We start from the raw sequence: 12,474 nt of genomic DNA on the forward strand, positions 1-12,474 counted from the left end.
ATCCCCTTTACTCTGCCCCCCCCCCTATGAGCATCTGCCTACACGCCCTTCGCGCCACAAAAACCCCAATACACACATTTCTCTTCCCACGCGTGTAAGAGAAGCCTAGATGTGTGATAGTCTTTTGCGAGAGTCCAAGCGCGTATAATGCGCGCTTAATGCTAGATTTTATCACGCGCATAGCTACTCTTCTATGTAGTTTTTGAGTTTTCTGCCCACTTTTGGGTGCTTGAGCTTTTTGATCGCACTAGATTCTATCTGGCGCACGCGCTCTCGCGTTACATTCAGCTCTTTGCCAATCTCTTCTAGCGTGCGGTCGCTCTCATCTTCTAGCAGCCCAAAGCGCATTTTAATGACAGATTGCTCGCGCTCATTGAGCTGGGAGAGCACTTCATCGATTTGGGCGCGTAGGTCTTCTTTCAAAATATGATCCATAGCACTTGGCGTGGTTTTGTCCTCCACAAAATCCCCAAACTTCCCATCATCATCGCTGCCTATGGGGGCTTCTAGGCTCACTGGCTCTTTGGTGATTTTGATGACATTTTTGACTTTATCTACACTTAGCCCCACTTCTTCAGCGATGACTTCGACATCTGGCTCTTTGCCTGTCTCTTGCAGGTGCTTGCGGATAATTTTGTGGATCCTATTGATTGTCTCTATCATATGGATTGGGATTCGTATCGTGCGGGCTTGATCGGCAATGGCGCGAGAGATTGCCTGACGGATCCACCAAGTGGCATAAGTGGAGAATTTAAAGCCCTTTTCATATTCAAATTTATCCACTGCTTTCATTAGCCCGATATTGCCCTCTTGGATAAGATCTAAAAATGGTAGCCCGCGGTTGGTGTATCGTTTGGCGATACTTACCACTAGGCGGAGATTGGACTTTGCCATTTTGGTTTTAGCCTTGTCGGAGATAGATTTGCCGCGCTTGATTTGCTCTAAAATTTCTTTAAGCTTTTCTGGGTCGATGTTGAAGCTGCTTTCGCTTGCTTCTTTGGTTTGGAAGAGCTTTTTTAGCTCCATATATACGCTTACCATAGTCGCTTCTGGGACTGCTTGGATGATTTCATCGCGGCTCATATTGGTGATGTTGCTAAGGATTTTCTGGTGGTTTTGGACCAAAGTGTCATTAAAAAGCGGGAGCTTGTATTCAAGCCGTGCTAGCTCGCGCTCAAAGCCATCGCCGTTTTTTAGGCTATTTTCCATAGCTTTGACGATTTCGTTGATGAGCTTGCTCGTAGGTCCTAGGTCAAGGAGCTTGGACTTTAGCACCTCTTTTTTATGCGCAAGCGTTAGGATAAACACAAGCTCTTCTATCTCGCTATCAAATGTCGTATCAGCGTGGGATTCTAGCACTTTGAGCCAATCTTTTTTGGCTTTTTCAAGGGCTTTGAAGCTCTCTAGCACTCTATCAATGCGCTTTTGGTCTTTCTTAGAAATGGGGCGTTTTCCCTCTTCGCTCTCTTCCTCGCTCTCCTCTTCATCATCATAGTTTTCAGCATCGCTATCGCCACCTTCTTCATCAAAGCTTTTAAAAAGCTCTTTGACACGGCGTTCGCGATTGATTAGGGCATCTTTATAATCATAAATAAAATCAATGAGATAAGGCACAGAGCAAATCGCATCAAGGATAATATTTTCGCCAAATTCTATCTGCTTGCTTAGCTCTACTTCTTCTTCCTTGGTGAGCAGGTCGATCTGCCCCATTTCGCGTAGATACATACGCACAGGGCTATCGCTCCTGCTCCATTCAAGCAGCTCGCGCTCTTTCATAAAGTCAAATTCTTCTTCAAGCTCTTCATCTAAGATTTTCTTGCGCTCTTCTTCTAGCTTGATTTTATCTTGGGTATTGAGTGTTTTGGCAAGCTCTGATGAGCTTACAAGCTCGCATTTATGCTTTTTAGCAAGCTCTAGGATCTTTTTTGCTTGCGCGGCTGTGGGGGGCTTTTTTAGGATTTGCGCGATGGTCTCGTGCGCGATCATCTTTTGCTCTGTGGTGGCAAAAAGCTCTTCTAATTGCTGGTTGATTGTCTTTGCGGACATTGGGTGCCTTTGTGTGGATCTAAGCCAAGTGGGCTTGCAGGGGTTAAGACTTATGGAACTATCGGCTGGTAAAAGAAATTTTAAAGCGCGGATTCTATAATATTTTATCTTTTGTAAAGATAAATGTAGGAGTGCTTATGCGCAAGATTTATCTCGCTGGCGGGTGTTTCTGGGGGATACAGGGGTATTTTACTCGTGTGGCTGGCGTGCTAGAATCCAGTGTAGGCTATGCTAATTCACGCATAGCAAATCCTAGCTATGAGCTTGTGTGCTCTGGGATAAGTGGCGCGGTAGAGGCATTGGAGCTTGTCTATGATGAGAAGCGTTTGGGGCTTAGTGAGATTGTCGATAGGCTGCTATCTATCATCGATCCTAGTGCGCTAAACTATCAGGCAAACGACATTGGCACGCAATACCGCAATGGTGTGTATTATCTGCAAGAATATAGCAGCGATGAAGCTGTGATCAAAGAGCGCATTCACGCGTGGGAGCAACGCAGTGGGCGCAAGGCGGTTACAGAGATCTTGCCATTGCAAAATTTCTATCTAGCAGAATCCTACCACCAAAACTACTTGCAAAACTACTTGCAGGCTAATCCCCACGGCTACTGCCATATCGATATAGAAGCTGCCTTAAGGCTATGGGAGCGTAAGTAGATCTGCGTGTATGGATCGCCGCAGACACGCTAATAATAAGCGATATATCAAAAGTGGATTCTAGGTTTATCGTAGATTTGACATTTTAAGATTGTGGGCTTGGCTTATGTGCTAGTGGATAAAGTCGCTGGGGCATATCGCTGCCCCTACTTATAGAGCTTCTAGCAGCTATAAGTTGTCAAAAACTCAAATGGATGTGGGCGGGCTTCCCAGGGCCAGATTTCTGTCTCAAACTTATAGGCTTTATAAGTTTGGATAAACTCTTCGCTAAATACCCCCCCCTCTTTCAAATACGCCTTATCCACAAGCATTTCTTCAATAGCGTGGCGCAGCGTGTGGGGTAACTGCTTAATGCCCTTTTCTCTAATCTCATCTAATGTTAGCTCAAAGAGATTGATCTCCATTGGCTTGCCCGGATCAATGGCGTTTTTAATCCCATCAATCCCAGCGAGTAGCAAGCTTGCAAAGGCAAGGTAAGGGTTTGCCGAGCTATCGGGGAAGCGAAACTCCATTCTTTTAGCTTTCTCGCCGCTGTTGTAAGGGATCCTAATGCTAGCAGAGCGATTTTGTGCAGAGTAGGTCAAAATGCTTGGAGCTTCAAAGCCAGGTATCAGGCGTTTGTAGGAGTTGGTGCTAGGATTTGTGAAAGCGGCTAATGCCCTTGCGTGCTTTAGCACACCACCTAGAAAGTGGAGTGCCATATCGCTTAAGCCTTGATAAGCATCGCCGGCAAAGAGATTTCTGCCATCTTTCCAAATGCTTATATGCACATGCATTCCGCTGCCATTATCGCCATACAAAGGCTTTGGCATAAATGTCGCGGTTTTGCCATTTAAATGCGCGACCATTTTGACGACATATTTGAGCTTTTGGACATTATCTGCTGCTTCTAGCATATCACCAAATTTCACGCCAATCTCGCCCTGCCCCTGTGCTACTTCGTGATGCACCACAAAGGTCTCTAACCCCACTTGATTGAGCACCTTTACCATTTCCGCACGCAAATCCACCATAGAATCCACCGGAGCCACAGGGAAGTAGCCGCCCTTGGTGCCGGGGCGATGCCCGATATTGACACCTTCAAACTCTTTGGCGCGATTCCACTCGCCCTCTTCAGAATCTATCTCATAGTATTGGCAATTCACCGCGTCTTTAATCTTAATAGAATCAAAGACAAAAAACTCATTCTCCGGTCCATAGTAAGCCACATCGCCAATCCCACTCTCTTGTAAAAACTTCATCGCCCTTTTTACGATAGAGCGCGGGCATTTTTCATAGGGCTCGTTTTTATAAATATCCCAAATATCGCAAAACACCACCGCTGTGGTATCAGCCGTAAAAGGATCGATGAAGTAGCGCACGGGATCAGGGATTAGCATCATATCTGATTTATCCACACTCTGCCACGCAGGGATCGAGCTACCATCAAAGGGCAGCCCTTGGAAGCTGCTTTCATCAATCGCAGAGCGTGAAAAGCTCACATGATGCCACACGCCCTTAATATCACTAAATCGAAAGTCGATAAACTCCACTTCATTATCATCGCAGAATCTAAAAAACTCCGCCACCGCTGCTTTATCCACTGCTACTTTATCAATGTCTGCTGCCATTATCGCTCCTTGCTTGGTATTGTGATAGATTGCGTAAAATAAAGTCAAAAACAAAGTCGCAGTATAGCAAAACTAAGTAAAAGCTAGAATCCAGCCTATCTGCCTAGCCTGCAGATTTTATGGCTTTGGCGATAATAAAGCTAGAATCTAAAGCTTTCATATAATCTCACTAGCTATCGTGTGAATTGTGTCGCGCCAAATCCAGCTTTAACTACCTTGAAATCTATTTTTCTTTCGCAAGATTAGCAAGGCGGCTTGCCTTTGCCACTAGCCCTAGGAACTCTTGCTTATAGCTATCATCGCATACACCCTGCTGACTTAGAGTATCAAGGATTGTTTGATAGCCGCTTTTGCTCTGTGCGCTATTTTTGCTATCTATACCCCTAAAGCTAGAATCCACAAACTTAGAGTCCATAAGCAGCAGTCCAAAGCCCGCCACACTCTGGGCGAAGCGCATATCTGCACTAGGCGTAGCCAAAATCGCGCTAGAATCTAGTGCTTGCTCGATAGGCTTGCTGCTCTCATCATTGCGCGCTTTGTTGGCAGGCTCTTTGTAGCGGATTTTGACATTGAGCCACTCAGCACTTCCTGTGCTATTTGCTTGGCTTGGTGATTGTGTCTTGGTGGTTTGGGGGTATTTGAGCGGATCGATGATGCCTTTTACATCTGGGGCGAGCTTGGCATTATTGAGAGTAGCTAGGCTAGATTCTACCCCCACAGGGACAATCTCATAAAGCGCGGTAACGCGATGCGAGCTTCCCATCTCGCCTGCATCTTTGCTATCATCGTTGAAATCTTCATCATTTAGCACTCGCTTTTCATAGCCGATAAGTCGATAAGCAGCGACTTTAGCAGGGTTAAACTCTACTTGGATTTTCACATCTTTTGCCACGGTGATGAGTGTAGCCCCCACTTGCTCGACTAGGTGCTTCTTGGCTTCAAGGAGTGTGTCGATATAGCCGTAGTTACCATTGCCAGAGTCAGCGAGCTTTTGGAGCATAGAGTCTTTGTAGTTCCCCATACCATAGCCAAATACCGAGAGATAGATCCCGCTTTGCGCCTTTTGCTTGATGAGCTTTAGTAGCTCGCTCTCACTTGTGATACCCACATTGAAATCCCCATCAGTAGCTAGGATCACGCGATTATATCCGCTCTGGATAAAATGCTTTTGGGCAAGCTCATAAGCGTCCTCTATCCCAGCACTTCCGTGTGTGCTGCCACCTGCACTAAGCGAGTCGATAGCTTTTAGGATCTTTTTCTTATCATTAGTGGGCTTTAGCGCGATAGTGGAGCTTCCAGCGTAGGTAACAATCCCCACAGAATCTTTGGAGCTTAGATTCTCTACTAGGAGTTTTAGGGACTTTTGCACAAGCCCTAGCCGATTCTCACCCGCCATAGAGCCAGAAGTATCGATAAGGAAGACAAGATTAAATGGCTTGCGTTTATCCCAGTCAATCGCCTTTGCCTGTAAGCCTATGCGCGCGATTTTGTGCGCAGGATTCCACAGAGCGGGTGCGAGCTCTAGGTTTATGGAGATTGGCTCATCGCCCTTTGGTGCTTGATAGCTGTAGGAAAAGCTATTAAGCAGCTCCTCTATACGCACCATATCAGGGCTAGGCAGTCTGCCAGACTCTATGACTTTGCGCACAATCGCGTAGGAGGCAGTATCGACATCAGAGCTAAAGGTAGAGAGTGGGTTGTTTGCTACAAGCTTGAAAGAGTTTTCATCTTTTTGCGCAAAAGAATCGGTGGATTTTACCCTTGCTATGTCGATTGGCGCGCTGCGCATAGTGGGAGGAGCCACTTTGCCCATATCATAAGCCCTACTAATATTTGGTCTATGCGCACTCTCAAAGTGGTGGGGCATATCGACCATATTAGGCACTTCCTGCGAGCTCTTTTGTGGGGGCAAGCAGCTAAATATCCCAATCCCCACTGCTACGAGTATGGCAAGGCTTGCTAGGATTTTGCTAAGGTTTTTCATTTTCTATCCTTGCGACTTGGATTTAGGTGGGAGTGCTTTTTATAACCTTATCCCTAGAATCCATTTTTAAAAACATACAAAAAGTGGATTCTAGGGATAAGACTCAAAAATGTAAGAACTTCGCAAAGGATTCTAGGATTTGGAGCTAGAATCCGCTTTTTACGCTTGTTTGCTTCAATACGATTCTAAGATTTCTAAAGAAGCTTCGCTTTGCGGTGGGGCTGTGGAAATGCTACAAATGCAAGAGACTTCCAAAGGATTCTAGGATTTGCGATGAGAAATCTTTGCTTTGCGAGCGCGTGCAAGGGCGCATACTTGGCGTATGTAACCGCAGCACGCGCGAAGTAATCAAAGATTTATCGCGCAAAGCCGAATCCACCACCCAAAGCTGAATCGTTTAAAAACTAAATATACCCTGCCACCATAGCCAGCACATACCCAATGCAGCAGGAGCTAAACACCCCGATAAGCCCGGGCAAGATGAAGCTATGGTTGATGACAAATTTGCCAATATGTGTCGTCCCACTTCTGTCAAACTGAATTGTCGCTAGATCGCTTGGGTAAGTTGGCAAAATATAGTAGCCATAGCACGCTGCGGCAAATGCCACGATGATCCCGGGCTCTACGCCGATACTTAGAGCAATTGGCACAAATGCTGCAAGAGCTGCGGCTTGGGAATTAACAAACTTTGAGATAAGCAGCAGCATAATCGCATAAGTCCAAGGGTGGGCTTTAACAATATCGCCTAAAGCTGATTTCATCATCGGCGTATGCACAGCAAACATTGTATCCGCCATCCACGAGATCCCAAACACCGCCACAAGCGCGATCATACCGGATTTAAAGATTTCATTGCTACCGATTTTTTTAGGATCAACTTTGGTGAAAATAATGATAAGCGAGCCAGCTAGGAGCATAAACATTTGGATAATATGCACCATAGAGATTTTGTCCATATCTGGGTTGCCAAGTTTATCGGCTTTATAGACTTTCTCTACCTTGCCTTCTTCTACTTTGCCAAGCTTATCAGCTTTGATCGCCTTATCAAGCCCGATTTTCTCTCCGGGATTATCCACATCAGCGATTTTGACATCTTTAAGCGTGAAGACGCCTTTATCGCCCTTTTCAGGCGTCCATTTTAGTGTCGTGCCAGACTCTAAAGTCGCTTTGTAGTCATACTTCTGCCCCCACGAAGGCTTAAGTGAATCAAATGCCCCAATAAGTGCGACCACGCCAATCGCCCCTAGGAATATCCACATAGCCACCCAATCTTTCTTAGGAAGCTTTACGCCTAGCAAAGTTTTAGAATCGCCATAGACATATTGCTTAAATTCTGGGTCTTTGAGCTTTTCTTGAAATACCGGATCTTTATCCAAGTCTTTCCCCCTAAACCAGCTAAAAATCCCAATCATCAGCACGCCAAAGAGTGTGCTAGGGATAGTGATTTGCAGCAAGTTGATATAGCCATCAAAGCCTGCTAGCTTATGATCTGCATTTAGAAGCAGAGCCGTAAGGCTCACTACCGCCACCGATACAGGCGAGGCGACAATCCCCATTTGCGAGCTAATGGACGCTGCTGCCATAGGTCGCTCTGGGCGGATATTGTTTTTGATCGCAATATCATAGATGATAGGCATAATCGTATAAACAACATGCCCTGTCCCGCACAGCATTGTAAGAAAGCAGGTAACAAATGGAGCAAGAATGGTTAGGAATTTTGGATTGCGGCGCAAGATCCGCTCTGCGATTTGGAGCATCACATCGAGCCCACCGCTTGCCTGCAATGTCGCACTAGCTACAACAACCGCCAAAATCGTAAGCATTACATCAATGGCTGGCTTACCCGGCTTAATGTCAAAGCCAAACACAAGCACAAAAATACCGATACCACCAAGTAGCCCTAGTGTGATACCACCCTTTTGCGCACCATAAAATAGACAAATAAGCACCACTAGAAGCTGAATGCTAAACTGCCACCCTTCACTAAGATTGACAAGAAAATCCATCAAAACCCCTTTTAAGTAAAATAACTCCTTTTACAGACGATATGTGCCATAGCGTTGCAAAATAGGCGGCGATTGTAGCAAAATTTATATAAAAATCGTTACAATGCGTGGCAATTCAGCAAGAATATGCGCGATATAAGATTATTGCAAGCATTGGATTTGGCATAGGCTCTTAAGGGTTTATAAAGGCGCGGAGTATGGAAGAAGTATTATTGCAGTGGTTTTATAGTGGCAAGCTTGGCGCGGTGTGGCTCGTGGCTTTTGTCGCTGGGCTGCTCTCCTTCCTCTCGCCTTGTATCCTCCCTCTTGTACCGGCGTATATGTCCTATATCTCTGGAGTCGGGGTGGAAAAGCTGGATTCTAGTAAGATTACTCAAAGAAGCCTGCGTGTGGCGATTTTCTGGCGTGCGTGCTTGTTTGTGCTTGGGTTTTCGCTGGTGTTTGTGGGTATGGGGCTGGCATTTTCAAGCCTTGTCTCTGTGCTGCATTCACCCATCACAAACATAATCGCCGGGAGCATTGTAGTGATCTTTGGGGCGCATTTTTTGGGATTGTGGCGGTTTGTTTTGCTTGATAAAAGCGTGCATTATGACTTGAGGCTGCGCTATAAAGCCCTAGAGATTCTAGCCCCCTTTGTGCTGGGCATTAGCTTCGCACTTGGCTGGAGTCCTTGCACAGGGGCGATATTTGGGGCGATCACGCTGTTTGTAGGCACAGGTGGCTATGGCGTGGGATTGCTGATCGTGTATGCGTGCGGCTTGGCTATGCCATTTTTGCTCGTGGCAATAATGCTAGAAAAGGGCTTTTGCTTGCTTGCTAGGATCAAGCCCTTTACGCGGTGGATTGAGCGTGTATCTGGGGGGATTTTGGTGGTGATGGGAGTGCTGATTATGAGTGGTGAGCTTGGCGCGCTTAGTGCGTGGCTTGTGAGTTACTAGAGCGAAGGAGAGATTATGCTGCTAAAAAATGGCGTGCTATGTGATGCACACAAAGAGTGTAAGGCGGATTTGCGCATTAATGAGAAGCGCGGGGTCATTTGTGAGATCGGTGATGATCTAGCCCCCATAGGCGCGGAATCTGTGCTTGAGTGCCGTGGCAAGGTGGTGCTGCCTGCTCTCATTGATATGGCATATCCTAAAAACCAAGTCCTTTCAAGTAAAAATCTAGAATCCTTAACGCAAAAGGCTCTGCGCGGTGGAGTAGGCAGCATACTGCTACGCCCAGAGACTACACCTAGGGTGGATAATGCAGCTGTTATTGAGCTTATCTCCTCGCTAGATTCTAGTCTAAGCGTGCATTTTCTCCCAAGCCTAGCCCCCACCCTAGAATCCTCGTTTGAATCCAAGTCCAAAATCGCAGAAATCGCCACACTCATCGCCTCTGGAGCTCGTGCGATCTATCTAGAATCTAGCGCGCAAAACATCGATGGCTATGCGCTCTACAAAATCGCCCAATACGCCCAAATGCTCCAAGTCCCTATCATCGCTAGCCCCCAAGAGCCTAGCCTAAGTGAAGGCGTGATGAATGAATCTCAAGTAAGCGCACAGCTAGGGCTACCAGCGATCCCGCCCCTAGCGCAAACTATGCAAGTAGCAAAGCTCTGTGAGCTAGCGCGATATAGCGGGACAAAGTGGGTGTTTGACACCATAAGCGAGGTAGAATCTATGCGGATTATTGCGTATTTCACGCAAATGGGCGCACAGATCTTAGCGCAAACCTCCTTGCACCACTTGATTTTAAGCGATGAGCATTGCGCGGCGTTTGACACGAGGTTTAAGCTTTTCCCTCCGCTTAAAGATCCTGCTACAAGAGAGGCTTTGCGTGCGCATTTGGATTCTAGCATTAGCCTGCTTACTTGCCTGCAAAGCGATAGCTACAAGTCCAAAAAAGACCAAGTCTTTGAGTCTGCTAGCTTTGGGATAAATGCGCTAGAGCATTACTTCGCGCTTGGCTTTAGCTATCTTGTGAAGTCTGGGCTAATCACGTTCTCCCGTTTTAGCGAGCTTACCTCTTATGCGCAAGCTAGGCTTCTCTCCCTACCAAAAGGTGCGCTAGAAGTGGGGCTAGATGCGGATCTTATCATCGTGGATTTGCAAGAGAGCTTTTGTATCAATGATAGCTTTAGCCCCTATAATGGCGAGTCGCTCTCTGGCGTGATCAAGCAAGTCTTCATTAGTGGCAAGCTGCAATATCAGCACGAATCTAGCTAGATCATCTTGCCAAGCACAGCTTCCTAGATCCGCTTGCAATGTGCCATTAAGCCAAGTATCAACGCCCCTAACATATAATCCGCCCCATCTATACCCAAGGAGTAGCGATGACAATCTTTAGCAAAATCGTGCGAGGCGAGCTTCCTTGCAAAAAAGTCTATGAAAATGATGAATTTTTGGCGTTTTATGACATCGCCCCAAAGGCAAAGGTGCATATCCTAGCGATCCCAAAGCAAGAGCTAAAGGACTTTAATGCCATTACCCCAGAGCTTATGGCGCGATTTAGCGCGTTTATTTTAGAGGTTGTAGAAGTGGCAGGGATCAAGCAGAGTGGATATAGGCTTATCACCAATACAGGCGCACATAGTGGGCAGGAGGTGCCGCATTTGCATTTTCATATATTAGGCGGAGAGCCGTTAGGAGCGATAGTTTAGTGTGTAATGGATTGGGCTTTTGCTAGTAGGGATTCAGCTTTGGGTGAGCAATGCGGTTGATTGCGCTATTTTTGGGGCAGTCATTACCGCTCTAGGTAACTCCTACCCCAAAAATAGCGCAAAGCAGCCACAGCCCCACCGCAATTCCTAGAATCCTTTGAAGAACAAGGGGCTGAGTGTGAAAATCACTCCCTAGAATCCACTTTTTGAAAAAGTGGATTCTAGGGAGTGTGGCTTCATTGTCATTGCGAAACTTGCGGCAGCAAGGCGTAGCTTCTTACGAGGATTCTAGCACTGCCGCAGAATCTATGGATCGCCACGCCGCTACTACCGCAGCAGCTCGCAATGACGACAAAACCGCCTCTAGTGAAAAGTGGATTTTAGGAAAAACGCCCAAAGTGTAGATAAATCGCACAGCCTAGAATCCACTTTTTCACACAATGCTAAAAAAGTGGATTCTAGCAACAAAGACAAAAGGAGCAAAATGGATTCTAATCCCCAAAAAAAGATATTTTTCGCCTGTGCGTTCGCACTCTCTCTTGGGCTAATTATATGGCTTTATTATGCCTTTTTATACACGATGATTATCGCGGCACTGCTGTGTATCGCGACTTATTGGATCAAGGAATTTTTCTACCACAAAACTAGGAGCAATCTGCTTGCTTCTAGTTTTAGCGTGCTTATCTTGCTAGCATTATTTATTATCCCATTGTATTTTGTCATTCATCGTGGGGCAGTGGGGATTCTAGGAGTGGATTGGAAGCAAGCGGAAGTGTGGTTTCTCCAGATAAAAGAGCTTATCCGCAATGTGCTGCATTATCTGCCCTTTATCCAAGCCCAAGATGTGCTAGCCAATCTCTCTTTCTCTTCTATCGCTGGCTTTGTGAGTCGCCTAAGCACGATGATCGGCAAAGGTAGCGTGAGCTTTGTTATTGATGCGTGCTTCATCGTGCTGTTTTTATCGGTGTTTTTCTACTATGGCGGGGCGTGGTATAGGTATGTGCGCAGGCTTTTACCCGTGCGCGATGAGCAAATCGACCTTATAGCCGCAGATGTGAGCGGCGTGCTGCGCGTGGTGTTTTTCTCCACGATCCTAAATGTCTGCTTGCAGGGCTTTGCCTTTGGGGTGCTGGCTAGTGCCTTTGGGCTAGATGGTGTGCTGCTTGGCGTGCTGTATGGGCTTTGCTCGCTTATCCCCATTGTGGGCGGTGTGCTTGTGTGGCTGCCTGTGGGGCTTATTTTGTATGTGCAAGGCGAAGTGGCTCAAGCGGTGGTTTTGGTGCTATATAGCGTTATTTTTATCGGCTTTATTATCGATAATATTATCAAGCCCTTTCTTATCCGCATAGTCAATCGCAAGCTACTAGATAAGCCGCTAAATATCAATGAGTTTGTGATATTTTTTGCTATTTTTGCGGGGCTTGGCGCGTGTGGATTCTGGGGGATTATCATAGGACCTGCGATCACGGCGTTTTTTATCGTTATGGTGAGGATTTATGAGAGAGATTTCGCGTCCGCTTAGGATTTA

General features: G+C 46.3%; 14 protein-coding genes. 9 read left to right on the plus strand and 5 right to left on the minus strand.

The genetic code is table 11. From position 1 onward, the window contains the following. Positions 1 to 7 precede the first annotated feature (7 nt). The gene (locus DX060_RS11170; RefSeq protein WP_181814155.1) at positions 8 to 181 is read right to left on the minus strand and encodes a hypothetical protein; all 174 of its coding nucleotides are present in this window, start codon (positions 179 to 181) and stop codon (positions 8 to 10) included. A gap of 2 nt (positions 182 to 183) precedes the next feature. Then, the gene (gene rpoD, locus DX060_RS02825; RefSeq protein WP_115011054.1) at positions 184 to 2,046 is read right to left on the minus strand and encodes an RNA polymerase sigma factor RpoD; all 1,863 of its coding nucleotides are present in this window, start codon (positions 2,044 to 2,046) and stop codon (positions 184 to 186) included. Between the two features lie 137 nt (positions 2,047 to 2,183). On the opposite strand from rpoD, the gene msrA reads away from it, so the two are divergent. Beyond that, positions 2,184 to 2,702, plus strand: coding sequence for a peptide-methionine (S)-S-oxide reductase MsrA (gene msrA / locus DX060_RS02830; protein WP_115011055.1), 519 nt, complete (start codon positions 2,184 to 2,186; stop codon positions 2,700 to 2,702). Between the two features lie 161 nt (positions 2,703 to 2,863). On the opposite strand, the gene glnA is transcribed toward msrA, so the two are convergent. Then, positions 2,864 to 4,312 (minus strand): type I glutamate--ammonia ligase, encoded by a 1,449-nt coding sequence (gene glnA / locus DX060_RS02835; protein ID WP_181814156.1) that lies wholly within the window; start codon positions 4,310 to 4,312, stop codon positions 2,864 to 2,866. Between the two features lie 223 nt (positions 4,313 to 4,535). Next, positions 4,536 to 6,296: a vWA domain-containing protein gene (locus tag DX060_RS02840; protein ID WP_115011056.1), complete on the minus strand. Its 1,761-nt coding sequence runs from the start codon at positions 6,294 to 6,296 to the stop codon at positions 4,536 to 4,538. A 26-nt stretch (positions 6,297 to 6,322) separates the two neighbouring features. Between DX060_RS02840 and DX060_RS11840 the strand changes: the two genes are divergently transcribed. Together DX060_RS11840 and DX060_RS11175 are read left to right on the plus strand one after the other, a co-directional pair. Further along, entirely contained in the window at positions 6,323 to 6,445 is a 123-nt protein-coding gene (locus DX060_RS11840; protein ID WP_258552172.1) for a hypothetical protein, read from the plus strand. A gap of 66 nt (positions 6,446 to 6,511) precedes the next feature. After that, positions 6,512 to 6,688 (plus strand): hypothetical protein, encoded by a 177-nt coding sequence (locus DX060_RS11175; RefSeq protein ID WP_181814157.1) that lies wholly within the window; start codon positions 6,512 to 6,514, stop codon positions 6,686 to 6,688. A 12-nt stretch (positions 6,689 to 6,700) separates the two neighbouring features. Here the strand turns inward: DX060_RS11175 and DX060_RS02845 are convergent, their stop codons facing one another. Next, positions 6,701 to 8,302 (minus strand): anaerobic C4-dicarboxylate transporter, encoded by a 1,602-nt coding sequence (locus tag DX060_RS02845; RefSeq protein WP_115011057.1) that lies wholly within the window; start codon positions 8,300 to 8,302, stop codon positions 6,701 to 6,703. A 197-nt stretch (positions 8,303 to 8,499) separates the two neighbouring features. Between DX060_RS02845 and DX060_RS02850 the strand changes: the two genes are divergently transcribed. The 6 genes from DX060_RS02850 to DX060_RS02865 all read left to right on the plus strand — a co-directional run bounded on the left by DX060_RS02850 (position 8,500) and on the right by DX060_RS02865 (position 12,468). Continuing rightward, positions 8,500 to 9,240 carry a cytochrome c biogenesis protein CcdA gene (locus tag DX060_RS02850; RefSeq protein WP_115011058.1) on the plus strand — a complete coding sequence of 247 codons (741 nt, stop codon included), beginning with the start codon at positions 8,500 to 8,502 and terminating at the stop codon, positions 9,238 to 9,240. Positions 9,241 to 9,255: 15 nt separating this feature from the next. Next, positions 9,256 to 10,512 (plus strand): amidohydrolase family protein, encoded by a 1,257-nt coding sequence (locus DX060_RS02855; RefSeq protein ID WP_115011059.1) that lies wholly within the window; start codon positions 9,256 to 9,258, stop codon positions 10,510 to 10,512. 107 nt (positions 10,513 to 10,619) lie between these two features. Continuing rightward, positions 10,620 to 10,946: a histidine triad nucleotide-binding protein gene (locus tag DX060_RS02860; RefSeq protein ID WP_115011060.1), complete on the plus strand. Its 327-nt coding sequence runs from the start codon at positions 10,620 to 10,622 to the stop codon at positions 10,944 to 10,946. Between the two features lie 19 nt (positions 10,947 to 10,965). Further along, entirely contained in the window at positions 10,966 to 11,097 is a 132-nt protein-coding gene (locus DX060_RS11845; RefSeq protein ID WP_258552173.1) for a hypothetical protein, read from the plus strand. 55 nt (positions 11,098 to 11,152) lie between these two features. After that, positions 11,153 to 11,350 (plus strand): hypothetical protein, encoded by a 198-nt coding sequence (locus DX060_RS10810; protein ID WP_147278751.1) that lies wholly within the window; start codon positions 11,153 to 11,155, stop codon positions 11,348 to 11,350. Continuing rightward, positions 11,320 to 12,468, plus strand: coding sequence for an AI-2E family transporter (locus DX060_RS02865; RefSeq protein WP_258552174.1), 1,149 nt, complete (start codon positions 11,320 to 11,322; stop codon positions 12,466 to 12,468). The genes DX060_RS10810 and DX060_RS02865 overlap by 31 nt, the downstream gene beginning before the upstream one ends. Positions 12,469 to 12,474: the final 6 nt, after the last annotated feature.

The organism is Helicobacter canis (genome assembly GCF_900451095.1).
GTDB classification, from domain to species: Bacteria; Campylobacterota; Campylobacteria; order Campylobacterales; family Helicobacteraceae; genus Helicobacter_B; species Helicobacter_B zhangjianzhongii.